The sequence below is a fragment of the Shewanella sp. GXUN23E genome (assembly GCF_050865035.1).
Classification (GTDB): domain Bacteria; phylum Pseudomonadota; class Gammaproteobacteria; order Enterobacterales; family Shewanellaceae; genus Shewanella.
The window spans coordinates 19,916-43,428 of sequence record NZ_JBOZWP010000006.1; the positions used below are offsets into that span (position 1 = coordinate 19,916).

Genomic DNA, 23,513 nt, shown 5'->3' on the forward strand with positions numbered 1-23,513 from the left:
CATTTCCCTTAACGGTTGTTTTTGTGGGTACTGAGGTTTGACTGCCCGGTATCTTCTGTCTTATGGCTGACAGCTTGGCTGTCCGGGCTATCGAAAATTTGATTCAGCAAACCGGCCAGACGAATGCCTGCCTTTAGCAGTTGTTCGTTGGCAACCGGCATATAGTCGTAGACATAGCGGTAAGAGAGGCTGGTTCTGGGCTGTTGGTAAATATTTTGAGCCAGCTGATAAGACTCCAGCACCCATTCGGCTGGGGAGTTGCTCTGGGACTTTTCAATAAACTGATGATTGCGGGTATCAATAAATTCAGCCATTTCGGTGAATGACAGATTTTGTGATTGCAGTAACTTGGTATCCCACAGTGAATGCAGATTGGTAAGCTCGCCAAAGAACTCCACATTAACATCGTTACCGCCTTTATCATGGCGATGACCGGCATGCATAGGCTGGTGGATATCTCCAACCATATGGGTTAACAACTTCAGATGGAAAGCTTGCTGTTGCTGACTGCTTTGGGGCGATTTTAATATCGCAATGGATTTCAGCACCGCAGCATAAACGTCAGTTATCTGTGAATCTGGGGTCAGAGTATTAATCTGATAGGTTGACGGCACAAACTCACCGGCTTTTTCTATGTTGATATAGTGCCAGTGGTTCATGTTCTGCCACATCTCGTCTTGACTTGAACGCATCTCATCGGCCCAGGTTGATACTTCTGCCAGAGTATCCTCGCCTAGCAAACGGCTGACCGCAGATTGAGTCGTTGGTGTCAAATGATGGGCAGCGATTTTCCCAATAACTCTGTGGCCATTTTGCCCCCAGGCCCACAGGTCACCACTTATGCAGCATAAAGCGGTTGCCAATGCCCCGAATAATATGTGTCTCATTGGTTGCTTTGTTGTTATTTGATTAACGGTTTAGGCGCATATTGTCCACTAAGAGCAGGCCTTATTAAAAGGCTTTGTTGTCATTCATAATTTCTTGTTAACAATTGTTTGTAAACAATGGGTTGCGCATAACCAGTAAATTAACCTGTTGTAACGGGTAAATTTTTTTGTTTGAATTGCCGTGGTTGCAACGGAGCGCAGGACAGTACATGACGAGACTGATAGATTTCAGAGCTTCACATCGAACAATTGTTGTGTTTATGTTGCTTTTTGCTGCAATGAGTTTGGGGTGGGGGTTGTGGCAGGGTCATCAGGTAGATTTGTCCGGTCAATCACTGGTGAAATTGTCTGAGCGGTGCTCCGTGGCTGATGCACTCAATCATGATGCTTTTGTTGTGTATATTCCGGATGAGCAACTGGCAGACGTATTGCTCACAAAACTGTGTTCGAACACTGTTATCGCCAAGCAATTTGGTGCTGTAGAGGTTGTGTGGGGCTATAAAGTCAGTGACGCGCTGGAGTTCCTCGGTAAAGGGCTGGCTGATTTGGTGTTGACCAATGACAATATCATGCAGGCGCTGATGGGCGAGCCCACTCACAACTATCACGCGATTCTGCAATATCCCGCCTATTCTGCCTATCTTATTGCCAATAAGGAAAAGCCAAGATTGGAGAAGGCTTACTTTATTGATAAATCCCTGGGATTATTGTCTTCTCCTACCAGCCGTTCAGGGCACATTCTGCCAAAGCGTTTGCTCAATTCACTGGGGTTGAATCTGGATACTCTGGATATCCGTTATGCCAGCTCGCACGCAGAGCTCAGAACTCTGTTGGCCAGTGGCGATGTGGATATTATTTCAACTTTCTGGGAGGAGCAGGATAACCAGCGGTTTTCCCGTAATTACACAACCCGGATTCGGGAGGAGATCAGTGGCGGTCGCTGGTACATCAAGTTGTCTCAACAGAACACCGATCTGGTCTGCTCATTGCAGCATGAACTGACAGGATTGAGTCAGGCATTAAGTGGTTATTACCGGGATATCCAGCCAGTAGGCGATTGTCAGTTACAGGTGGGATTATGAGATCCGGATTCAGGCTGCTTATGGCATTTGCAGGATTCTGGTTGGTACTGCAACTGGTGTTCGCCACAGGGGTTGAGTGGTCAAGGTATTATCACCAACAACGGGCGCTGGATGAGGTGTCGCAAAGGGTTTCCCTGGATATGGGCAGACTGCCGCTGGCCAGCATTGCTGATTATCAGGTTGAGTCAGGTGAGGTCATTGCCCGCTACATTCAAAGGGTGAATCAGGAGTTGGCGCAGCAGCAGGCTTCTATTCGTCTGCTTGAATTGGTGACGGGGCCATTCACAGATACCGGGTTGATTCATCAAGTTCTGATCACTCCCAGCAGCCACCTGATTTTGACTTTTGCCGACATGCCCAGAGAATCCGCGCAGTATTTCTCAGTATTGACGCTGCTGCTGTCACTCATATTGACCTGGTTGTATTACCTCGCCGGTCAGCCTGTTGATAAAGAGGGGAAAACCGAAAGCCTGGAGTCACTGGATGCCCCAAGACTAATCATCGATTTACAACAGCGGACTTTGCGTAACTCAAGTGGTGGGCCGGATGTGGTCATGGCCAATAAACCATTGTGTTTCTATGTGGCGTTGCTCGAGTTTTGTGCCCGCGATCGGGAGACGCTTTTAAGTCAGAACAAGGAGATGCCGGAAGCCTTGCAGCTGTTGGCAGACAAGTATTTCCTCAGATTGGTGGCGCTGGGGCATACCGTCAGAAAGCGTCCCAATTTTAAAAACAGTCTGGAGAAAACCCTCAGCGATATTCGCGCAGTATTGGATGAGGTTTATTCCGCGCACCCTGAGCTGAAATTGACTTTCTATCCTCCCAAGGCCCATGGCGAAGGTTCCCGTTCCAAATTGCACCACTATGGATTGCGGCAGCTGTCGGGCAGTGACTATGAAATCCTCGGGCGTTGAGGCGGTCAATGCATTGTCTCCGCGCTGGTAACTTGTGGTATAAGTGAACGCTACTGCCTGATTGGGAAGAAAATTCGGGCAGCAATAATAAGAAAGGAAGGAATATGATTAAACATCTTGCAGTCAGTGCGCTGTCACTGGCGCTGCTCTCTGCCTGCGCTACGACTCAGACACCGGTTTCACCTGCTGCATCTGAGGCGGTGAATGTTCAGCTAAAGGCGCCGTTAGCCGCCGCTGACGCGTTGACCCTGGAGCAGATCATGGCGGACCCGGATTGGATGGGGATCCGCGCTCAGGGGGCTTATTTCAGTGATGATGGGCAGCGTATTTATTACAACCGTCAGCCCAGCGCCAGCGTATTAAAAGACCTTTATCAACTGGATCTGGCCAGTGGAGCAAAACAGCTGCTGCCATTGGAACAATGGCACACGGCCGATCAACAGCAGGGTATTGTTAACCTGGCAGGGACTCAAAAAGCCTATCTGTATCAGGGGAACCTGTTTGTTAAGGAGCTGCAGACCGGAGCAGTCAAGCAGTTGACCCGCAGTCTGCAACAGATTGACGACCTGCGTTTTCTGACTTCTGGTGATATTGCCTATTGGTTTGAAGGCAAGGTGTTTGCCGTTAATCCGGAAACGGGGATGACACGTCAGCTGGCTCAGATTGAAAGCCGTAATGCACCGGGGAATGTCGCTGAGCCTGAATCTTATCTGGCAAAGCAGCAGCACAGGCTGATTGAGTACGTCGCGCTGCAACACCAGAATGCCAGGGCGAAGGAGGCTAGACAGCAGGCATTGGCCTCTGTTGACCCAACTATGGCCGGCAAACCATTTTATGTGGGGGATGATAAACGCATTGTCGAACTCAGCGTGTCACCGGATGGACGTTATATCTTTCTGGCGCTGGCTGATAAAACCGAAAAATGGCGCGAAGAACATGACATCATGCCCAACTATCTGGGTAAAGACGGCTATGTTGATGCCGTGCCGGTTCGGGCCCGAGTGGCAGAAGCGCCTGCTGGAGGGCAAACATTTCTGGTGCTGGACAGCAAAACCGGCAAACAAACCCCGGTAACCATCGAGGGACTTATCGGGTTTGATGACGACGTACTGGTAAATGAAAAAGCGGAGAACGCCAAGGCTAAAGGCGAAACTTATCTCAGCCGCAAAGCCCCCAGAGAAATCGCCCTGATGATGGACTGGGGCTGGGACCAGAGTGCTGTGCAGTGGCATCCGCAGGAAAATAAACTGGCGGTAATGCTGGAGGCCAGGGACAACAAAGACCGCTGGATCGCCACCGTTGACCTGCAGAAGGGGAGTTTCAGTACTCAGCACAGACTGCATGATGATGCCTGGGTCAACTACACCCACAATCAATATGGCTGGTTACCCGGGACCGATACCCTCTACTTCCTGTCGGAAGAAAGCGGTTATTCTCAGCTGTACCTGAAACCTTTTGGACAGAAGCCAAAGGCACTGACGCAAGGTAAGTTCGTGGTCAGTGATGTCACCCTGAGTCCGGACGCCAGGTATCTGTATTACAAAGCCAACAAGCAGCATCCCGGGATCTATAACGTCTATCGGGTTGATATCGCCAGCGGACGTGATGAGCAACTGACACAATGGCAGGGAAATCTGGACTATCAGCTGAGCCCTATGGGGGATGCGCTGTTGCTGAATGCATCCACCCGTACTGAGCCTGCTGAACTTTACCTGCAGCCCATCGGCGGTGAGCTGAAAAAGCTGACTGATTACACCAGTGACGCATTTAAAGCCTATCCCTGGCAGGCTCCTGAAGTTGTGGCTGTGCCGTCTTCTCACGGTGCCGGAGACATATACGCCAGGGTGTATTTGCCTGAAGGATTTTCCCGGGACAATGCTGATAAATACCCGGCGGTGATTTTCAATCACGGTGCCGGTTATTTGCAGAATGCCGACTATGGATTTTCCGGATACTTCCGCGAATTTATGTTCCACAATATGTTGGCACAACAGGGCTATGTCGTGATGGATATGGACTATCGCGGCTCCAAAGGTTATGGGCGTGACTGGCGTACCGCCATTTACCGCAACATGGGACATCCTGAAGTGGAGGATTTGCAGGATGGTGTGAGCTGGATGGCTGAGCACGCCAATGTTGATCCCGGTCGGGTGGGCACTTATGGCGGCTCTTACGGTGGCTTCCTGACCTTTATGGCGCTGTTTACCCAGCCAGAGCTGTTCCAGAGCGGCGCAGCATTGAGACCGGTTACTGACTGGGCTCACTATAACGCACCTTACACATCCAATATTCTGAATACGCCGGATGTTGATCCTATTGCCTATGAGCGAAGCTCGCCCATAGAGCATGCTCAGGGCTTGCAAAAGCCGTTGCTGATCATGAGCGGCGTGCTGGATGATAATGTGTTCTTCCAGGACAGTGTGCGTCTGGTACAGCGCTTAATTGAACTTGAAAAACCTATGTTTGAAACAGCCATTTATCCGGTCGAGCCCCATGGCTTTAAGCAACCTTCGAGTTGGTTGGATGAATATCGCCGTATATACAAGCTGTTCGAGCAAACACTGAAGTAAGCAGAAAGCGGGCTCTTGTTGCTTTTGGAGTGGCGCAGGCGAAAGTGCTGCGCCATATTTTAAAGAGTGCTGAGAGCCGGCTGGTCGGCAAACCCCAGGACTAAGGAAGGATTACAGGGTGGTTGTTTCTATTGCGGGTGGAGTCAAATCCGGAAAACTGTTGGAAATTGAGGCCAAGCTGTATCGGCTGCTGATCGTTGGCAAACAAAAAAGCAGCGCCATGCTGGAGGGCGTTGATGATGAACTCGAGGCTCATGCCAATAAGCTGGATGTTGAACGTGAAGCCGTAATGAGCCGCTTGGAAAAGCAGTTACAAAGCCGGGAAATTTTTGAAGCTGTATCGGTTCAGCTGTCAGAGTCTGTTCGCCGCAGTATAGACTTCAGACTGGCCGAGCCTGCTGATGTACTGCGCCATACCAACATCAGTGAACAACAGGTGATGTTGCTGGAACTGCTGCAATCCAATGCTCCTGATTTGAATCAGGTCTATCTGTATGTGAACGATCTTTCCTGGCTGGTGTTGGATTTAACCAATCTGGTGAACAGTGCTTCGTTCCGCAATAAACGCCCCAGTCGCTCAGAGGTCAAAGTGTCAGATCTCAAGCTGGTATTGAGTTTTATCGGGCTTGAAAACCTGCAGACACTTATTCCCTATTTCTGCGTTCGCCGCTGGTTACCCAGTGGCCATGCCAATCTGTTATGGACTACCCGTAAACTCTGGCGTCACAACATAGTGACGGCGATAGCCAGTCAGGCGCTGGCCAGAGCATCCGGTAACGATGAAGCCTTCATCTATATCTGTGCCCTGCTGTATCAGCTGGGAACCTCTGCCATTCTCAACAATAGCGCCGGGATTTACGAACAAATCTGGGGCTCCTGGTTGCGGGAGGCCGAAGCCAGTAAAGAGCGTGAAGTCTATGATGCCGTGCTGGCGACTGATTTCCCGGCGACTCAGGTATATGAAAAGGTTATGGAATATGGTCAGGAACTGAACTGGCAGCTGCTGGAGTTGCTGGGGTTTGCAGACAGCCGTATTACCGATGTGCTCAAGGAACTCAGTTACACGATGCGCTATGCGGATCTGTCCGCAGAGGCTGCATTGATTGCCCGTGGCAGTGCATTTGCGCAAATCCTGTTTCTGGAGGAGCAGCGTAAACTGTATCCCCATGAGCGGGATCTGATTGTGGATTATTATCAATTTACGCCCGAAGAAATTGAGATGCTGCGAGCTCAGAATTACCGCAAGCTGGACCTGGTATAAGTGGTTTTGGAAGCCTGTCGAAAAACAATCTGATAGTTGTTTAAATATTCATAATCAATGCATATAACTTGTGTTGCATGCCTGCGGGGAATTTTTGTGACTAAATATGCTGAGACCCCCCATTCAAAACGCCTGAACAATTCTTAAACTACAATCTTTATGCAATATATCCTCAAGCCTTAACTGACTTCAGTGTTAAAAACTGGCTTTTAGGTCACATTTTCGCTAATAATGTCCCACAAGTAACAAAAATCTTTCCGATCGCATTCATATACAAATAACAAACCGGTCGGGTAAAGTGAGGTGCACTGTCGAAGCAGTTCACCCTATAACAACAAAGGACGAAAGCATTATGAGCAATACGATGAATCTGACCCGTGCCCAATTCGATGAGGTTATGGTGCCTAACTATGCACCTGCGGCGGTTATTCCAGTCCGCGGTGAGGGCAGTCATGTTTGGGATCAGCAAGGGCGTGAATATATCGATTTTGCGGGCGGTATTGCGGTGAATTGTTTGGGACACTGCCACCCTGCACTGGTCAATGCGCTGATGACTCAGGGACAGAAACTGTGGCATTTATCCAACGTGATGACGAATGAGCCTGCGCTTGCACTGGCTACACGCCTGGTTGACGGCACCTTTGCCGACCGTGTGTATTTTGCCAACTCCGGCGCCGAAGCCAACGAAGCGGCACTCAAGTTGGCCCGCCGCTACGCACTGGATAAGTTTGGTGCAGACAAAACTGAAATCATTGCATTCAATCAGGGCTTTCATGGCCGGACTTTCTTCACCGTCAGCGTCGGCGGTCAAGCGGCTTATTCTGATGGTTTCGGGCCCAAGCCGCAGGGGATCACTCATCTTCCATACAACGATGTTGCTGCGCTGGAAGCCGCGGTTTCCGACAAAACCTGCGCCATTATGCTTGAGCCATTGCAGGGTGAAGGCGGGATTTTACCGGCTTCTGCTGAGTTTTTGCAGGCGGTACGCCGCCTGGCAGACAAGCACAACGCGTTGGTGATTTTCGATGAAGTGCAAACCGGTGTCGGCCGTACCGGTCACCTGTATGCCTATATGGGAACCGGGATTGTGCCGGATATTCTGACCAGCGCCAAAGCGTTGGGAGGTGGCTTCCCGATAGCCGCTATGCTGACCCGCTCTGAAATTGCCGAGCACCTGAAGGTCGGGACTCACGGTTCTACCTATGGTGGCAATCCGCTGGCCTGTGCAGTCGGCAATGCAGTATTGGATGTCGTCAACACGCCGCAAGTACTGGATGGTGTGAAGCGTAAGGAGCAACTGTTCCGGGAAGGACTGGCTCACATCAACGCCAAATATAATGTGTTTGCTGAAGTGCGTGGCAAAGGGTTGCTGCTTGGCGCTGTATTGAATGAACAATATCAGGGACGCAGCCGTGATTTCCTGATGGCTGCAATCGATGAAGGTTTGATGGCGCTGGTGGCCGGTGCCAACGTGGTGCGTTTTGCACCATCTCTTGTTATCCCAGATCAGGACATCACAGAAGGTCTGCAACGATTCGAGAAGGCTGTTGCCAGGGTTGTTGCCGGTTGATGAGTGCCAGTTGCCGTCGTGTTGGCGACGGCACAGTTCAGGAGACAAGTGATGTTAATCATACGTCCAATCCGGGCCACGGATTTCAGTGCACTGTTGCAGATTGCCCATGAATCGGGACACGGTTTTACTTCGTTACCGGTTAACGAAGATCTGTTGCGCCGTAAGATTGCCCGTGCTGAAGCCTCGGTCAATAAACAAGTTGAGAAGCCTTTCGATGAAGGCTATCTGATGGTGATGGAAGACAGCACTACAGGTGAGGTTGTCGGCACCTGCGGTATCGAAGCTGCGGTGGGGATGGAAGATGCCTTCTACCACTACCGCATTGGTACTGAGGTTTATCATTCCGAGCAAATCGATGTCCGCAATGAGGTCGAAACCCTTACTCTGTGTCATGACTATACCGGCGCTGCCGAGTTATGCACCCTGTTCCTGCGGGAAGGTCACCGTCAGGGAAACAACGGACGTTTTCTGTCCAGAAGCCGTTTTTTGTTTTTGGCTGAGCACCCCCAACGTTTCGGTGAAACAGTGATTGCCGAGATGCGCGGTGTCTGTGATGACGAAGGCCATTCGCCATTTTACGGCTGGTTGCAGGCCCATTTCCTGGGCATTGATTTTGTCTACGCCGACTATCTTTCCGGTCTGGGTCAAAAAGCCTTTATGGGCGAGATGATGCCCCGTAATCCTATTTATGTGCCATTACTTCCCCAGGAGGCCCAGGAAGTGATTGGCGAAGTGCATGCAAACACCCGCCCGGCATTGCGATTGCTGCATGCCGAAGGTTTTCGTCATCGTGGGTATGTGGATATTTTTGATGGTGGGCCAACGGTTGAATGTAACCTCAGTGATATTCGTTCGGTGCAAAGCAGTCGTCGGTTAACCGCGGTGATTGGTGATAAACAGAGGGCCGCTGAGGTCTATATGATTGCCAATACCTCTGTGTCAGGTTATCGGGCGATCATGACCGAAATCCAGATAGATGAACAACAGCAGACACTGACACTGTCTCCTCAGGAAGCGCAGGCGCTGATGATCAGTGCCGGTGATCCAGTACGAATTTTGGCGATTTAGGAAGTATGGCATGACTCAGTTTATCAATGGAAAGTGGCTGGCCGGGGAAGGTCAGCAAATGCAATCGTTCAATCCCGCTAATGGTGAGTCTATATGGGAGGGCCAGAGTGCGACCGAGTCTCAGGTTAATGCGGCCGTTGTTGCCGCCAGAACGGCGCAGTTTGACTGGTTTATGCTGGGATTTGACGGGCGTTTGCAAATTGTAGAAGCCTATCGGGATCAACTGCAGTTGCATAAAGAACATCTGGCCGAAGTCATTGCCCAGGAAACCGGTAAACCAAGGTGGGAGACGGCGACCGAAGTGGCCGCCATGATAGGCAAAATTGGTCTGTCTGCGACGGCGTTCAACAAGCGCACCGGTGCAAGTGAGTCGGACACTCCTGCGGGGAAGGCGGTGTTGCGGCATAAGCCTCATGGCGTGGTGGCGGTATTCGGGCCTTATAACTTCCCCGGACATCTGCCCAATGGACATATTGTTCCGGCACTGCTGGCGGGCAACACTGTTATCTTCAAACCATCTGAACTGACGCCCAAAGTGGCTGAGGAAACGTTGAAGTTATGGCAGCAGGCGGGTTTACCTGCCGGTGTTATCAATCTGGTTCAGGGTGAGGTGGAAACCGGTAAGGCGCTGGCATCCCATCCACAGCTGGATGGCCTGTTCTTTACCGGCAGCTCCCGGACCGGGCATTTGCTGCATCAACAATATGCCGGGCATCCGGGCAAGATCCTGGCGCTGGAAATGGGCGGCAATAACCCGCTGATCGTCCGCGATGTTGCCGATACCAAAGCGGCTGTACATGACATTATCCAATCTGCCTATATTTCGTCAGGACAAAGATGTACCTGCGCCCGCCGACTTTATGTTCAGTTGGGTGAAGCCGGTGATGCGCTGTTATCCCGTTTGGTTGAGGCGGTGGGCCAGATTAGGGTCGGTGCATGGAATGACGAGCCACAGCCCTTTATGGGCTCGATGATCTCCGAAACTGCTGCCAAGGGCATGGTAAAGGCGCAGCAGCAGCTGCTGGCGCTGGGGGGAAAATCATTGGTTGAGCTTAAACAGCTCAAGGCCGGAACCGGTTTGGTCTCGCCCGGGCTGATTGATGTGACCGACATTGATGCACTGCCGGATGAAGAATATTTCGGCCCGCTGTTGCAGGTGGTGCGCTACTCGGATTTTGACGAGGCTATCCGCCTTGCCAACAGCACCCGTTATGGCCTGTCGGCTGGATTGCTGGCTGACAGTCGTGCTGACTATGACTATTTCCTGGCCCGTATCCGAGCCGGTATTGTCAACTGGAACAAGCAGATTACCGGCGCGTCCGGCTCGGCGCCTTTCGGCGGTGTTGGTGCGTCTGGCAATCACAGGGCATCGGCTTTCTATGCGGCAGATTACTGTGCCTACCCGGTGGCGTCTATGGAGGCGGATGTGGTCAGTCTGCCTGCCACACTGAGTCCAGGCCTTACCTTATAGTTCAGCGCCCGCAGTGCGGGCGTTTTTATAGCAACACACTGTACCCAAGCCAACTTACTCAAATACTCAGGCTTAAGGAGACCTCATGCATACCGACGTTAACCAGATGTTTGCTGCCCTATGGCAGGATTACATCCAAATGACCCCCTCTGCTGCACGCGTTCATGAACTGCTAGGCAAGGGCCAGCCCATTATTAATGACCATATCGCTCTGAGGACGTTTAATCTGCCCAAGGTTAATGTCGGTGTACTGGCTGCGCACTTTGAAGCGCTGGGCTATAAAGCTTGTGGTGACTATCACTTTGAGTCTAAAAAGCTGAATGCAAAGCATTTTGAGCATCCGGACCCGACTCAGCCAAAGGTGTTTATTTCTGAATTGATTGTCGAGGAGTTCAGTCCCCGGTTACAAGCTATCGTTGCCGATTTGGTTGCCCAAATCGATGACGCCGCGCTGAGCGCAGACAACTTTCTGTACTCGGGTCGTCACTGGCAACTGGACAGTGCGACGTATCGTCAGTTGCTGGAAGAGAGTGAATATGCTGCCTGGGTAGCCGCCATCGGTTATCGCGCCAATCACTTTACTGTTTCCATTAATCACTTGCCGGATTTTAACAGCATTGAGGCGGTCAATCAGGCGCTCAAGGATGGTGGCTTTGTGCTCAACTCGTCCGGCGGTGAAATCAAAGGTTCGCCAGAGGTGTTGCTGGAGCAATCCTCCACCATGGCAGATCAGATTGACGTCGCTTTTACTGACACCAGTCTGACCATCCCCAGCTGCTTCTATGAGTTTGCGCTGCGTTATCCCAAGCCTGATGGTGAGCTGTACACCGGCTTTGTGGCGGCATCGGCAGACAAGATTTTTGAAAGCACCTATGTTGCCAGGTAACAGGCAAAAAACGTAAAAGCGGCCGCTGGCCGCTTTTTTATTGGGCAAACTCCAGTTGAATACACAGGCCACCGAGTTGTTCACTGCGACAAAACTGCAGCCTGATATCGTATTGTTCGCAGATCTCCTTGACGATTGACAGTCCCAGACCATGACCCATGACTGATTCATCCAGCCGGGTTCCCCGCTGAGTCAGCAGGCTCAGTTCATGGTCAGCAACGCCAGCGCCATCATCATGGATATCGACCTTAACCCCCTCAATGGTCTGACGTACGCTGATGAGCACCTGACTGCTGGCCCATTTGTAGGCATTGTCCAGCAGGTTCCCCAGCAGCTCCATGCCATCTTCCCGGTGAATGGGCAGGCGACTGACCTGAGTGTCCAGATCCAGATGACAGTGAACCTGCTTGTGCCGGTAGACCTTGCTCAGCGTATTGGTCAGGCCTTCCAGATCGTCCGGCAAGGCCATGCGAGCCGCCGGCAGCATGGTACCGGTAATACGTGCCGCGGTGAGCTTGCGCTCAATCATCCGGCAGATCTGATCCAGCTGCTGTTGCATGGCCTCTGCCAGCAGTGGATCTTTCAGTCCCAGCACTTCAACCTGTTGTTGCATCACTGCCAGCGGCGTTTTCAGGCCATGACTCAGATTGCCCAGATTGTTGCGGCTGCGTTTAATCTGATTGGCGGTGTAGTCAAGCAGTTCGTTGTGAGTCCGTGCCAGTGGCACTATCTCAGGCGGCAGATCATCCAGCTCCAGCTTGGTAATGTCACCGTCCCGCAGTTGTGACAGCGACAGCGTCATCTTGCGCAATGGCTTAAAAGACTGACGAAGTACCAGAAAAATACCGGCTATCATGGCGGCCAGCATCCCCAGGTTGACCAGCAGCTTGGTGCCGTAGATTTCGCTGAATACCCGTCTGCCGATGCTGAGATCCTGGGCAACTGTCAGGGTTGCTGTCTGGTGACTGGCATTGGAGCTCAGACCTACCGACAGCAGCTGCATGTCATGATTTTTAGGGCCTTTGGCCTGCCATACCCGGGTTTCGCCTTTTCCCAGTGGCTCGATATCCAGCGTCTGATCCCACAATGAACGGGAGCGGATAACGTCATGGGGTAGATTCAGCTGAAAGTAACGCCCCGAATAGGCCGGTTTATAGAAGATCGACAGCTGTGACTCATCAATACTGATTTCACCATCGTGGAAGTGGGTCGCCATGATCACATGTTCAAGGTCTTCTTCCAGACGATTGATGATGGAGTCGTGAAAGGCCTGCCTGAGCATGGACTCAAACAGCAACATACCAACAATGGTGCCCAGTACCACCAAAGCGGTCAGCCACAGGCTGAGCTTGGTGCGAATCGACATCATAGCTGTTGGCCGTGAAAGATATAGCCCTGCCCGCGGCGGGTTTCAATTGCGGTTTTGCCCAGTTTTTTACGCAGATGAGTCACGTACACCTCTACCACGTTGCTCTCTTTTTCGTCGTCAAACTGATACAGCTTGTCGGTCAGCTGCGCTTTGGACAGCAGTTTCTTGGGTGACAGCAGGAAGATTTTCAACAGCCTGAATTCCATGGCCGTCAGCTCAGAGGTGACGCCATCGACTGTCACCGTCTGTTGTGATTCATCCAGAGTGACACCACCAAAACTCAGGGTCTTGGATGGGGTATTCATTCGTCCGGAAGCCCGGTGGATCAGGGCCTGAATACGGGCCAGCAACTCCTGGGCGTGAAATGGCTTACCCAGGTAATCATCGGCACCGGCGTTGAAGCCCTCGACTTTTTCATGCCACTGACTGCGGGCCGTCAGCATGATAACCGGAGTATTGACGCCACGGTTGCGCCAACGGGTCAGCAGTTCCAGACCATTACCGTCGGGCAGACCTATGTCAAGGATGACGCAATCGTATTGGGTTTCGCTGATGAGGTAATCGGCTTCTGAGGCTTTGTCCGTCACATCGGTGACATAACCTGCCTGTTTGAGTTGTTTTTGCAGCTCCTGAACCAGCAGGGCATTATCTTCAACGAGCAGTAATTTCATTTTGCTGACATTCACTGGGTAGGGGGATTGCTGGTACCGGTTTGCCACTGCGGGCGTCAACGCTCAGTTGCAGCAATTGCCCCTTGTCGACTTTGAGTTCCAAATCATAACGCCATTTGTCACCTTCCTGATAGAGGTGAGCATCCATTAATTTGCCTTTGCAATAATGGCTTACGATTGCGAGAGTGTCGGTTAACGAGAGGATTTGGCCACTGGCGACCAGGGTGACGGCCTGATTGTGGTGCAGTTCAGTAGAGGAGGCGGCCACCCTGACCCAGGGCTGAAGAGCAAGTAGGCTGAAAAAGCAAATGAAAACCAGCCTTGACATAGACACTCCCCAACACCCAAAAGAAAAAGTGGCCCAGAAATTATTCTGTGCCACTTTACTGTTTGAGGCTTAAATCAAGCTGAACCTTGATATTAGGGCATCAGGGCTTAGCGGGTGCCGTAAACCACGATGGTTTTGCCGTGAGCCTGGATCAGGTTTTGCTCTTCCAGCATCTTCAGAATACGGCCTACAGTTTCGCGGGAGCAGCCCACGATCTGACCGATTTCCTGACGGGTAATCTTGATCTGCATGCCATCTGGATGAGTCATGGCGTCTGGCTGCTTGGCCAGGTGCAGCAGAGTCTGGGCGATACGGCCTGCAACGTCCAGGAACGCCAGGTTGCCCACTTTTTGACTGGTGCTCTGCAGACGATGTGCCATCTGAGAAGCCAGCTTCATCAGGATCTCAGGGTTAACCTGGATCAACTGCTTGAATTTCTTGTAAGAGATTTCTGCGATTTCGCAGGCTTGCTTGGCGCGAACCCAAGCAGTACGTTCAGCCTGTTCTTCGAACAGACCCAATTCACCGATGAAGTCACCCTGATTCAAATAAGACAGGATCATTTCCTTGCCTTCTTCATCCTTGATCAAAACGGCGACAGAACCCTTAACAATGTAGTACAGGGTATCTGAGTCTTCACCAGCATGGATCAGTGTGCTCTTGGCTGGATACTTGTGAATGTGACAGTGAGATAAAAACCATTCCAAAGTCGGATCCGGTTTTGGTTTACCAATCAGAGCCATGCCTATGTTCCTCTACTGATAAAAACGAAAGTTAGAATATTCTAAACAAGCATTTTACGTCAATTAAACCTGTCAAACCTTGACAGGCTTCTTACTCTGCTTTGCTGTAATGTGTGCTGAAATCGACAAGTCGATTGACATTCGCGGTATTCTGCTACTTTAGTGATATTAGTCAACTCGACAGACCACTTACACCACAGGATTCGGTGAACTCTGCAGGGTGTATCACATCTTAACCTTTGCTGGGACTTTATGACCCGGTGCGTTAGACAAATTGTATTTTAGCTGGCAGGGAAGGGCTCGACTTGCCCGATGAATTCTGGCTAACTTGTTACGGAAGTATCATACCGCATGAGCATCAGAGGTAATGACATGGCGAAACGATGGAAAGTAGCGGCTGCAGTAACCGCACTGCTGTCGGTCAGTCAATGGGCCTGGGGATTTGCAATACCCCAGCCAGAGGCTGAAAAAGTGGCGACCAAGGTGGCCTTTATCGAATTGAATGCGCAGTCCGGCGATGCTGAAGCTGAGTATCTGTTGGGGCTCATGTATTTGTCTGGCCGCTATGTACAGCAGGATGCCGGAAAGGGACTGGAGTGGGTCGAAAAGGCCGCGTCTGCCAATCATGTGAAAGCGATGCAAACCCTGGCAGACCTATACTATGACGGCAAGGTGGTGCCCCGCAATCTGGCCCGGGCTGTGACCTGGTATCAGGCGCTGGCACAGGCTGGTCAACCCCATGCCTATTTTCGCCTGGGATTGATATTCGGAGCCGGGGGCGATGGTATTGCGCGTAACTGTGGTCAGGCGGTAGAGCATTTTAATCATGCCGGCGATCAGGTTTCACTGGGCAATGTCGCCTGGATTCTGGCGACCTGTCCTGAAGGTCAGTATCGTGATGGTGCCCGGGCGGTGGAGTTGTCACTGGCGCTGTTGCAGAAGGATCAGCATGATCCCTCAGTGCTGGATAATCTGGCGGCGGCCTATGCAGAAACCGGCGATTTTGCCGCCGCCGTATCTACCCAGCAAAAAGCGATTGATGCACTGAGACAAAGACCGGAAGTGGCGGATATTGCAGAGTTTCAGCAGCGACTGCAGTTTTACCTGCAAAAGCGCGCTTACCGTGAGGTTATCCCACTGTTGTGAGAACCCTGGACATAAAAAATGCGCTCAATGAGCGCATTTTTTTGTTGTATCGGGAGTGTTGGCAAAACTTTGGAGGCGAACAGATCAAGATGGGGGAAATCCGTCCTCAGAGTAAGCCAACTATCAGTATTTCTACTGAAATCCCGATGACATGAAGCTTAATTCAGCCCCCTTAAATCAATCTTAATCTGATATAGCTGGATTTACTCGCTGGTGGGGCTGAGCAGTTGCCGGCGCTTTTCGAGCAAGTCGCGGATCAACGGAGTCAGGATCAGTTCCATCGCCAGCGGCATTTTGCCACCCGGTACCACCATGGTATTGATGCGGGACATAAACGAGCCCTCAATCATGGTCAGATAATAGGGAAAGTCGACATTCTCTATGCCGCGGAAACGGATCACCACAAAGCTCTCATCCAGGCTGGGGATCCCCTTGGCACTGAATGGGTTGGAGGTGTCCACGGTCGGCACCCGTTGAAAGTTGATATGAGTACGGGAAAATTGCGGCGTGATGTGATTGATATAGTCATCCATGCTGCGCACGATGGAGTTCATCACCTTTTCCCGGGTGTGCCCGCGATCCTCAGTGTCCCGTACGATTTTCTGGATCCACTCGAGGTTGACGATCGGGACCATGCCAATCAACAGATCCACATGTTGGGCCACATCGACATCATCGGTTACCACGCCACCATGCAGACCTTCGTAGTACAGCATGTCGGTGTGTTCCGGCAGTGGTTTCCACTGGGTAAAGGTGCCGGGCATCTGGTTAAAGGGAACAGCTTCATCAAAGGTATGCAGATAGGCGCGGGTTTCTCCTGTGCCTTTGCTGCCATAGTCACTGAAGCATCGTTCCAGTCTGGCAAAGTCGTTGGCTTCAGGACCGAAATAGCTGATATGACGATTCTCTGCCTGAGCTTTACGGATCATCACTTCCATTTCTGCCCGGGTGTAATGATGGAAGCTGTCGCCTTCAACAAATGCGGCGTTTATCCCCAGCTGTCTGAAGATATGGGTAAAGGCGGTGGTGGTGGTAGTGGTTCCTGCGCCCGAAGAACCTGTCACCGCGATAATAGGGTGTTTCGCTGACATTCCTATTGCCTGCTTTTTTATTTATGAGTTATGGATTGTTATACGGCAGCGGTGACGTAAAGGTCAATTCATCCCGGTTGCTGACCAACCACCCGGTCGCGGCTGCGGATTGCGATGGACTCGTCTTCTTCGCCATATTCGACGACCAGTTCACCTTTCCTGAGGGCGTCACGGCAGCGGGCTATTGCGGTTTGCAACATATCATCAGACAGGGCATCAAAGCCGCCATCTTCGACCTGAGTCAGCAAATATTCACGGATCAGATTGTTCAGGGTATCTGCAGGTAATTGCTGTAAGGCGCTGTATGGGATCAGCATGGAGAGTCTCCGGTCAAAAAGCTCAAAATTCTGGGTTCGAGATAATACCTTGGATGCCAGGGAAGGCCACCATTGATAAAGCCGACGTGCCCGCCCCGGGGATGTAATTCGTAGGTAATCGCATCAGACAGCACTTCGGGGGATGGGATAACCGCATCGGTCATAAAAGGATCGTCACAGGCGTGAATGATCAGGGTCGGGGTTGTGATATTCCCCAGAAACGGCATGCCACTGGCCCGTCGATAATAATCTTCGACATCACTGAAACCATGCAAAGGCGCGGTGACTGCATTGTCAAACTGATGGAAACTGGTCAGGCGGCCAACGATATCGGCGGTAATCGGCATTTGGCGACTCAGCCGCGGATGATTAATCTTGGCCAGGGTTTTGGCCTGCAGCTGGCGGATAAGATAGGACTGGTATACCCGGGAAAAGCCGCTTTGCAATCGTTGCGCGCAGGCATCCAATCGTAACGGCGCCGAGACGACCACCGCTTTGCTCAGCAGGCTGCGCTGACCCTGCTCTCCCAGATATTTGGTCAGTACATTGCCGCCCAGGCTGTAGCCACAGGCATAAAGAGGGGAATCGGGGAAGCGACTGCGCAAGGTGTTTAATGTCATCGCCACATCTGCGGTGTCGCCGCTGTGATAGCTGCGGGCCAGCCGATTGGGCTCCCCCGAGCAGCTGCGATGGTGATGTACTGTGGCGGTCAGGCCATGGTGCTGGCAGCGCTGCAGCAAACGTCTGGCGTAATGGGAGTCAGAGTTGCCTTCAAGGCCATGAATGAGCACCACAATGGCGTCACCGTTTTGCGCAGTGCCACACCAGTCCAGATCGATAAAGTCGCCATCATCCAGCTCCAGCCGCTCTCTGCGTAATGCGGGGCGCGGCACTTTGGTCAGTACAGGTAAAATGGTCTGAATATGAGGACTTCTGGCCCACCACGGAGGAGAAAACGGTCTTGAACTCATAAGCTTGTCTGTATCACTTCTGATTGTTGACTGGTTGCACTATACCTGACTCACGGCGTCACAACAGCATGTCAATCTGATGGCGCGCACTTCACTGCAGGCTCTTGCCGGATATTAAAACGTGTGTTTAATTGGGTAATTGTTTTTCGGCCACAGGATGAGGCGATGAAAAGAAGAACCTTTCTGACCGGGGCGTTTGCCGTCACCACAGCGCTGGCTGTGGGAATGGTAATCTATGAGCCGGCACTTGAGGGTGCTGCGCCCGCTGATGATCACCGCGAGCTGTTTGCCGTGGTCATCCCGGTGCTGCTTGATGGCGCTCTGCCATTAATGCCAGTTCCCCGTGAGGCGGCCATTAACCGCACGCTGGATGCCATTGCGCAGACGTTGTCGGTCCTGCCGTCAGAGCAGCAACAGGAACTGGAGGTGCTGTTGTCTGCGCTGGAAAATCGTCTCGGCGCTCTGGTGCTTACCGGCAGCATGACACCTTTGCTGATGCGCACGCCAGAGCAGCTTGGGAGCATGCTTGAAGGGTGGCGGGATGCCTTTTTGCAGCTGCAGCAACAGGCGTATTACGGGCTGCGTGAGCTGGTGATGGCCAGTTTCTATGCCTGCCCTGAGCACTGGCCTTTGCTACATTACGCCAAACCCGCAATCTAACAAGGACGCAAGGATGGCAATAGCAGATCCGATTGAACAAGGCCTGAGTCAGGGCTGGCGACATCTCGATGGCAGCAGTATTGCCCAGTCGCAGACGCTGGAAGCTGATGTGGTGATTATTGGTTCCGGCGCAGGTGGCGGAACCGCTGCAGACATATTGTCTGAAGCCGGGCTTGATGTGATTCTGGTTGAAGCCGGGCCGCTGAAATCCTCCAGAGATTTCAATATGGAGGAGCGCAGCGCTTATCCCAATCTGTATCAGCAGGCGGCGTCGATGAAAACCGCCGATAAGGCGATTGGGATTTTTCAGGGACGGGCGGTCGGCGGGTCGACCACCATCAACTGGACCACTTCTATTCGAACCCCGGAGCCCACACTGGAGTATTGGGCAACATACAAGTCCGTGACTGGTCTGAGCCGCGAATCGCTGGCACCCTGGTTTGATGCCATGGAAGCCCGGCTGTCGATCCGGGAGTGGGCATTGCCGCCCAATCCCAACAACGACAAACTCAAACAGGGCTGTCAGCAGCTGGGCTGGGATTATACCGTTATCAAACGCAATGTGGCGGCCTGCTGGAATACCGGTTATTGCGGCATGGGATGTCCGGTTAATGCCAAACAGTCAATGCTGGTGACCACAGTACCCGCCATGCTGGCCCGCGGCGGTCGCTTGCTCAGTCGGGTTAAAGCGGTGCAGATTGAGCATCACAAGGACCAGGTCTATGGGATCAGGGCGCAGGCATTGAACGAAGCGCTGCAGCCAACCGGTATCGAGCTGATGCTCAAGGCCCGGCATTACATTCTGGCCGGTGGCGCCATTCACACCCCAACCCTGATGATGCGCTCAGGCGTTGCTGATCCCTATGAGCTGCTGGGTAAGCGTACTTTCCTGCATCCGACTCTGCTCAGTGGCGCCCTGTTTGATGAAACCATCAGTGCCCACAGTGGCGCACCTCAATCCATTTACTCAGATCAATTTGTCTGGCGCGATGGCGCTGGTGGAATGCCCGGCTACAAACTGGAGGTTCCGCCACTGCACCCTGTATTGCTGGCCTCGAAGACTCTGGGATACGGCAGTTCTCACGCAGAGCTGATGAAGCAGTTTAATCAGCTGCAGGTGACTATTGCGCTGGTGCGCGATGGCTTCCATCCTGAGCTTTGCGGCGGTCAGCTGTCGGTAAAAGCCGATGGCAGTTTCTCGCTGGACTATCCGTTGACCCGGACGTTCTGGGATACCGCGCGCTCGGCATTTGCCTCGATGGCGGAGCTGCAATTTGCTGCCGGAGCCAAACAGGTACTGCCGATTTCAGAAGGGATGACATTTGCCAGTTCCTGGCGGCAGGCCAAGCAGGCGATAGCTGATATGTCGCTGGCACCGCTGCGCACTGTGGTGGCCTCAGCTCATGTGATGGGCGGCTGTCCCTTTGGGGAAGACAAGCAGCAGGCGATGGTGGGCAGTGATGGCCGCAGTCACTATCTGGAAAATCTGTCGGTGATGGATGGCTCGCTGTTCCCCACCAGTTTGGGGGCCAATCCACAGCTGACTATCTATGGTATTATCGCGCGCAATGCCACCCGCCTGGCAGCAGAGCTGACGGCGGGTGGTGGCAGGCCTCAGGCGACGGCGTCTTCCTGATGCTGAAAATCAGCGACGGCCAGCAGATCGAGGTCATATTGCTGCAGAAAGTGCTCAAGATTGCTGTGATGGGGCGTCAGTGATTGGCGCCCCAGCCATTTGAGGATCAGATTCTGGCCCTTGCGCTCCAGTGATAACTCAACATCCAGCATTTTGTGATATTCAGCCGTTGGCAGCCTGGCTTTTCCCAGTTGCCGCAGCCGGCGGTAAGGCACCAGCAGGCGGCCCTCCCAGCGGTTTATGAGTTGGGTCACTTCCTGCCACTGCGAGCTGTCCAGCCCCAGTCGCCGGCCATCCAGATACCAGGCCAGCAGCAGTAAGTTGACATTGACCTGATGCTGGTTTTGCAGACTCAGGCAAAGCTCCCGGTGTTTGGCGTAATGAAGATCACACTGTTGCCAGAGGCGCTGATCCAAAGGTGTCACGAGCTCTCCTTGACGTTACTTTGATTGATCTGAAGCTGGCTTACTGCAGCACGGCAGTGGCCGCTTCCTGCTCCATCATATCAATAGTTTCCTGCAGTTCAAGCCAGGCCATTTCACTCTCTTCCAGTGTGTTGGTCAGCTCCGCCCGCTCTTTCAGCACGTCAGTCAGTCTGGCTTTGTTGTCGGCGTCATACAGCGAGGTATCTGCCAGCATGGCTTCCAGCTCGGCCAGGCGGTCATTGCAGCTTTGCTGCTGGGACTCCAGCTTAGCCTGCTGCTTTTTCATGGGTGACAGTTTCTGGCGCAGTTCCGCTTCCAGACGCTTTTGCAGCTTTTTATCCACAGTCGGCGCAGCCGAAGTCTTTGCGGGCGCTGCGTCGGCTTTGGCCGCCTTGGCCGCATCGAGCAGCCACTGATGATAGTCTTCCAGCGTACCGCTGAAGGAAGTAACCTCGCCGCCATCCACCAGATAGTAATCATCACAGGACAGGCGCAGCAGGTGTCTGTCGTGGGAGACGATCACCATGGCCCCTTCAAATCCCTGCAGCGCCATGGTCAGCGCGTGGCGCATTTCCAAGTCCAGGTGGTTGGTGGGTTCGTCGAGCAGCAACAGATTGGGTTTTTGCCACACCAGCAACGCCAGTACCAGGCGCGCCTTTTCGCCGCCGGAGAACGGCTTAACCGGTTGCAGCGCCATATCGCCCTGGAAGCCGAAGCTGCCGAGAAAATCACGCAGCTCCTGCTCGCGGGTATCCGGTGCCAGACGCATCAGATGTTGCAATGGGCTGTCGTCCATCCGCAGATAGTCAATCTGGTGCTGGGCAAAATAGCCAATGTTCAGCCCGGCATTGGTTTCATACTGACCTGTCATCGGCTGCAGCTCGCTGGCCAGCAGCTTGATTAAGGTGGATTTACCGGCGCCGTTGCGACCCAGCAGACCAATACGCGCACCCGGAACCAGGTTCAGGTGCACCTTTTTCAGCACTTCTTTGTCACCATAGCCGACGGATACCTGCTCCATGCTCACCAGCGGATTGGGCAGAGCGTCCGGCTCGCGAAATGCCATAGTGAACTGTGAGTCAGCCTTGGCTGGCAGCAGTTCGGTCATGCGCTCCAGGGCTTTTACCCGGCTTTGAGCCTGTTTGGCTTTACTGGCTTTGGCCTTGAAGCGGTCGATAAAGGATTGCATATGGGCACGTTCGCGCTGCTGACGCTCATAAGCCACCTGCTGCTGCGCCATACGCTCGGCGCGGATACGTTCAAAGGCGGAGTAATTGCCTTTGTAGAAATTCAGCTTCTGGTGCTCAAGATGCACAATTTCATCCACAATGCCGTCGATAAAATCGCGGTCGTGACTGATCAGCACCAGGGTACCCTGATAGGCTTTGATCCAGCCTTCCAGCCAGTACATGGTATCCAGATCCAGGTGGTTTGTGGGCTCGTCGAGCAGCAACAGATCGGAACGGCACAGCAGTGCCTGCGCCAGGTTCAGACGCATACGCCAGCCACCGGAGAAGCTTTTGACCGGCTGCCCCTGTTCGGCTTCGGAAAATCCCAGGCCCGCCAGCAGGGCGCCGGCGCGGGCGCGAATGCTGTAACCACCAATAGCGTCCAGTTTGCCGTGCAGCGTGGCAATGGCGTTGCCATCGTTGATTTGCTCAGCATGGGCAAGCTGAGCCTGCAGCTGGCGAAATTCTTTGTCCCCGTCCAGTACATATTCCAGCGCGGAGACTTCCAGCGCCGGTGTATGCTGGGCAACCGATGCCATAGCCCAGCCGGAGGGCACGCGGATGTCGCCTTTGTCCAGACTGATGTCGCCCTGGATCAGCGCCAGCAACGAAGATTTGCCGGTGCCATTGGCGCCAACCAGGCCGATCTTGTGGCCTGGATAGATGGTCAGCGAAGTGTCTGACAAAAGCGTTTTGTTGCCGCGGATCAGTTCGGCATCGGTAATAGTGATCATGGGTCGGTATTCTTGCCGGGGGGAACATGGTTGGGCGGCATAATAGCTTAAAGCCCGGGGAGCGGCAAAGCCGGCGGTTATAAGTGTGTCTGTTGCCGCTGCGCGTTTTATGGTGACAACTGGATGGGCAGATCTCATGCCGTCTGTGTCGATGAGATAACGTATTGCTTTTAGTCTGCTTATGGCAAAATTGCCGGAAAAATATCAGGGATTGTATATATGACCAGAATCAAGAAGCGATTTGTCGCCGCTGCCCGTTGCCCCAAGTGCCAGGCATTGGACAGCATTATGTTGTTCAAGGAAAACGGGGTGGAAACTGTCGAGTGTACCGAGTGTGACTACCGTGAAACTCAGGCGCCTGAAGAGGTCAGCCGTAAAGCCGGTGGAGATGTTATTGGGGTTTTCAAACCCTGAGCCGGTGGACGCCTGAGCACATTTGCGCAGGCCTTATCAGATCCGGGCGGCTTGTTCGCCGGGTGCC

General features: G+C 52.7%; 22 protein-coding genes. 12 read left to right on the forward strand and 10 right to left on the reverse strand.

Annotated elements, in window-relative coordinates:
- Positions 1–8: 8 nt before the first annotated feature.
- Entirely contained in the window at positions 9–887 is an 879-nt protein-coding gene (locus ACRRUX_RS07570) for a S1/P1 nuclease (RefSeq protein ID WP_432528814.1), read from the reverse strand.
- Between the two features lie 209 nt (positions 888–1,096).
- On the opposite strand from ACRRUX_RS07570, the gene ACRRUX_RS07575 reads away from it, so the two are divergent.
- The 8 genes from ACRRUX_RS07575 to ACRRUX_RS07610 all read left to right on the forward strand — a co-directional run bounded on the left by ACRRUX_RS07575 (position 1,097) and on the right by ACRRUX_RS07610 (position 11,712).
- Positions 1,097–1,969: a PhnD/SsuA/transferrin family substrate-binding protein gene (locus tag ACRRUX_RS07575; RefSeq protein WP_432528816.1), complete on the forward strand. Its 873-nt coding sequence runs from the start codon at positions 1,097–1,099 to the stop codon at positions 1,967–1,969.
- Between the two features lie 20 nt (positions 1,970–1,989).
- On the forward strand, positions 1,990–2,883 hold the full coding sequence (locus ACRRUX_RS07580) for a hypothetical protein (RefSeq protein WP_432528818.1): 894 nt from the start codon (positions 1,990–1,992) through the stop codon (positions 2,881–2,883).
- 104 nt (positions 2,884–2,987) lie between these two features.
- On the forward strand, positions 2,988–5,453 hold the full coding sequence (locus tag ACRRUX_RS07585) for a prolyl oligopeptidase family serine peptidase (protein ID WP_432528820.1): 2,466 nt from the start codon (positions 2,988–2,990) through the stop codon (positions 5,451–5,453).
- Positions 5,454–5,571: 118 nt separating this feature from the next.
- Positions 5,572–6,714 carry an HDOD domain-containing protein gene (locus ACRRUX_RS07590; protein ID WP_432528822.1) on the forward strand — a complete coding sequence of 381 codons (1,143 nt, stop codon included), beginning with the start codon at positions 5,572–5,574 and terminating at the stop codon, positions 6,712–6,714.
- A 352-nt stretch (positions 6,715–7,066) separates the two neighbouring features.
- Positions 7,067–8,284 (forward strand): aspartate aminotransferase family protein, encoded by a 1,218-nt coding sequence (locus ACRRUX_RS07595; protein ID WP_432528824.1) that lies wholly within the window; start codon positions 7,067–7,069, stop codon positions 8,282–8,284.
- A 51-nt stretch (positions 8,285–8,335) separates the two neighbouring features.
- Complete coding sequence (gene astA, locus ACRRUX_RS07600; protein WP_432528826.1) at positions 8,336–9,355, forward strand: arginine N-succinyltransferase; 1,020 nt, start codon at positions 8,336–8,338, stop codon at positions 9,353–9,355.
- A gap of 10 nt (positions 9,356–9,365) precedes the next feature.
- Positions 9,366–10,826 (forward strand): succinylglutamate-semialdehyde dehydrogenase, encoded by a 1,461-nt coding sequence (gene astD, locus ACRRUX_RS07605; RefSeq protein WP_432528828.1) that lies wholly within the window; start codon positions 9,366–9,368, stop codon positions 10,824–10,826.
- An 85-nt stretch (positions 10,827–10,911) separates the two neighbouring features.
- On the forward strand, positions 10,912–11,712 hold the full coding sequence (locus tag ACRRUX_RS07610) for a DUF1338 domain-containing protein (RefSeq protein ID WP_432528830.1): 801 nt from the start codon (positions 10,912–10,914) through the stop codon (positions 11,710–11,712).
- Positions 11,713–11,749: 37 nt separating this feature from the next.
- Here ACRRUX_RS07610 and ACRRUX_RS07615 read toward each other — a convergent pair whose 3' ends face one another.
- From ACRRUX_RS07615 to crp, 4 genes are all read right to left on the reverse strand, one after another.
- On the reverse strand, positions 11,750–13,081 hold the full coding sequence (locus ACRRUX_RS07615) for an ATP-binding protein (protein ID WP_432528832.1): 1,332 nt from the start codon (positions 13,079–13,081) through the stop codon (positions 11,750–11,752).
- Positions 13,078–13,752, reverse strand: coding sequence for a response regulator transcription factor (locus tag ACRRUX_RS07620; protein WP_432528834.1), 675 nt, complete (start codon positions 13,750–13,752; stop codon positions 13,078–13,080). The genes ACRRUX_RS07615 and ACRRUX_RS07620 overlap by 4 nt, the downstream gene beginning before the upstream one ends.
- Positions 13,733–14,080 carry a PepSY domain-containing protein gene (locus ACRRUX_RS07625; RefSeq protein ID WP_432528836.1) on the reverse strand — a complete coding sequence of 116 codons (348 nt, stop codon included), beginning with the start codon at positions 14,078–14,080 and terminating at the stop codon, positions 13,733–13,735. Before ACRRUX_RS07625 ends, ACRRUX_RS07620 begins: the two co-directional genes overlap by 20 nt.
- 107 nt (positions 14,081–14,187) lie before the next feature.
- The gene (gene crp / locus ACRRUX_RS07630) at positions 14,188–14,823 is read right to left on the reverse strand and encodes a cAMP-activated global transcriptional regulator CRP (RefSeq protein WP_261922849.1); all 636 of its coding nucleotides are present in this window, start codon (positions 14,821–14,823) and stop codon (positions 14,188–14,190) included.
- Positions 14,824–15,195: 372 nt separating this feature from the next.
- Between crp and ACRRUX_RS07635 the strand changes: the two genes are divergently transcribed.
- Positions 15,196–15,969 (forward strand): sel1 repeat family protein, encoded by a 774-nt coding sequence (locus tag ACRRUX_RS07635; protein ID WP_432528838.1) that lies wholly within the window; start codon positions 15,196–15,198, stop codon positions 15,967–15,969.
- 203 nt (positions 15,970–16,172) lie between these two features.
- Here ACRRUX_RS07635 and ACRRUX_RS07640 read toward each other — a convergent pair whose 3' ends face one another.
- From ACRRUX_RS07640 to ACRRUX_RS07650, 3 genes are all read right to left on the reverse strand, one after another.
- A complete protein-coding gene (locus tag ACRRUX_RS07640) occupies positions 16,173–17,060 on the reverse strand; it encodes a phosphoribulokinase (protein ID WP_432528840.1) in 888 nt (295 codons plus the stop codon).
- A gap of 68 nt (positions 17,061–17,128) precedes the next feature.
- Positions 17,129–17,377, reverse strand: a complete 249-nt coding sequence (locus ACRRUX_RS07645; protein ID WP_432528842.1) for a YheU family protein — start codon at positions 17,375–17,377, stop codon at positions 17,129–17,131.
- Positions 17,371–18,348, reverse strand: coding sequence for a hydrolase (locus ACRRUX_RS07650; protein WP_432528844.1), 978 nt, complete (start codon positions 18,346–18,348; stop codon positions 17,371–17,373). The genes ACRRUX_RS07645 and ACRRUX_RS07650 overlap by 7 nt, the downstream gene beginning before the upstream one ends.
- 165 nt (positions 18,349–18,513) lie before the next feature.
- On the opposite strand from ACRRUX_RS07650, the gene ACRRUX_RS07655 reads away from it, so the two are divergent.
- A complete protein-coding gene (locus tag ACRRUX_RS07655) occupies positions 18,514–19,008 on the forward strand; it encodes a TAT leader-containing periplasmic protein (protein ID WP_432528846.1) in 495 nt (164 codons plus the stop codon).
- 13 nt (positions 19,009–19,021) lie between these two features.
- Positions 19,022–20,644, forward strand: a complete 1,623-nt coding sequence (locus ACRRUX_RS07660) for a GMC family oxidoreductase N-terminal domain-containing protein (protein WP_432528848.1) — start codon at positions 19,022–19,024, stop codon at positions 20,642–20,644.
- Here the strand turns inward: ACRRUX_RS07660 and ACRRUX_RS07665 are convergent.
- Together ACRRUX_RS07665 and ACRRUX_RS07670 are read right to left on the reverse strand one after the other, a co-directional pair.
- Positions 20,623–21,069 (reverse strand): TIGR02444 family protein, encoded by a 447-nt coding sequence (locus ACRRUX_RS07665; protein ID WP_432528850.1) that lies wholly within the window; start codon positions 21,067–21,069, stop codon positions 20,623–20,625. The genes ACRRUX_RS07660 and ACRRUX_RS07665 overlap by 22 nt on opposite strands.
- A 40-nt stretch (positions 21,070–21,109) precedes the next feature.
- Entirely contained in the window at positions 21,110–23,032 is a 1,923-nt protein-coding gene (locus tag ACRRUX_RS07670) for an ABC transporter ATP-binding protein (protein ID WP_432528852.1), read from the reverse strand.
- 219 nt (positions 23,033–23,251) lie between these two features.
- On the opposite strand from ACRRUX_RS07670, the gene ACRRUX_RS07675 reads away from it, so the two are divergent.
- The gene (locus tag ACRRUX_RS07675; protein WP_432528854.1) at positions 23,252–23,446 is read left to right on the forward strand and encodes a YheV family putative zinc ribbon protein; all 195 of its coding nucleotides are present in this window, start codon (positions 23,252–23,254) and stop codon (positions 23,444–23,446) included.
- Positions 23,447–23,513 lie beyond the last annotated feature (67 nt).

Bases quoted from the DNA above. Each gene is read 5' to 3' on its own strand.
- ACRRUX_RS07580 (WP_432528818.1), top strand. From the start codon at position 1,990: ATGGCATTTGCAGGATTCTGGTTGGTACTGCAACTGGTGTTCGCCACA.
- ACRRUX_RS07655 (WP_432528846.1), top strand. From the start codon at position 18,514: ATGAAAAGAAGAACCTTTCTGACCGGGGCGTTTGCCGTCACCACAGCG.
- astA (WP_432528826.1), top strand. From the start codon at position 8,336: ATGTTAATCATACGTCCAATCCGGGCCACGGATTTCAGTGCACTGTTG.
- ACRRUX_RS07570 (WP_432528814.1), bottom strand. From the start codon at position 887: ATGAGACACATATTATTCGGGGCATTGGCAACCGCTTTATGCTGCATA.
- ACRRUX_RS07660 (WP_432528848.1), top strand. From the start codon at position 19,022: ATGGCAATAGCAGATCCGATTGAACAAGGCCTGAGTCAGGGCTGGCGA.
- ACRRUX_RS07575 (WP_432528816.1), top strand. From the start codon at position 1,097: ATGACGAGACTGATAGATTTCAGAGCTTCACATCGAACAATTGTTGTG.
- ACRRUX_RS07650 (WP_432528844.1), bottom strand. From the start codon at position 18,348: ATGAGTTCAAGACCGTTTTCTCCTCCGTGGTGGGCCAGAAGTCCTCAT.
- ACRRUX_RS07635 (WP_432528838.1), top strand. From the start codon at position 15,196: ATGGCGAAACGATGGAAAGTAGCGGCTGCAGTAACCGCACTGCTGTCG.
- ACRRUX_RS07625 (WP_432528836.1), bottom strand. From the start codon at position 14,080: ATGTCAAGGCTGGTTTTCATTTGCTTTTTCAGCCTACTTGCTCTTCAG.
- ACRRUX_RS07585 (WP_432528820.1), top strand. From the start codon at position 2,988: ATGATTAAACATCTTGCAGTCAGTGCGCTGTCACTGGCGCTGCTCTCT.
- ACRRUX_RS07620 (WP_432528834.1), bottom strand. From the start codon at position 13,752: ATGAAATTACTGCTCGTTGAAGATAATGCCCTGCTGGTTCAGGAGCTG.
- crp (WP_261922849.1), bottom strand. From the start codon at position 14,823: ATGGCTCTGATTGGTAAACCAAAACCGGATCCGACTTTGGAATGGTTT.
- ACRRUX_RS07610 (WP_432528830.1), top strand. From the start codon at position 10,912: ATGCATACCGACGTTAACCAGATGTTTGCTGCCCTATGGCAGGATTAC.
- ACRRUX_RS07595 (WP_432528824.1), top strand. From the start codon at position 7,067: ATGAGCAATACGATGAATCTGACCCGTGCCCAATTCGATGAGGTTATG.
- ACRRUX_RS07670 (WP_432528852.1), bottom strand. From the start codon at position 23,032: ATGATCACTATTACCGATGCCGAACTGATCCGCGGCAACAAAACGCTT.
- ACRRUX_RS07675 (WP_432528854.1), top strand. From the start codon at position 23,252: ATGACCAGAATCAAGAAGCGATTTGTCGCCGCTGCCCGTTGCCCCAAG.
- ACRRUX_RS07645 (WP_432528842.1), bottom strand. From the start codon at position 17,377: ATGCTGATCCCATACAGCGCCTTACAGCAATTACCTGCAGATACCCTG.
- astD (WP_432528828.1), top strand. From the start codon at position 9,366: ATGACTCAGTTTATCAATGGAAAGTGGCTGGCCGGGGAAGGTCAGCAA.
- ACRRUX_RS07615 (WP_432528832.1), bottom strand. From the start codon at position 13,081: ATGATGTCGATTCGCACCAAGCTCAGCCTGTGGCTGACCGCTTTGGTG.
- ACRRUX_RS07640 (WP_432528840.1), bottom strand. From the start codon at position 17,060: ATGTCAGCGAAACACCCTATTATCGCGGTGACAGGTTCTTCGGGCGCA.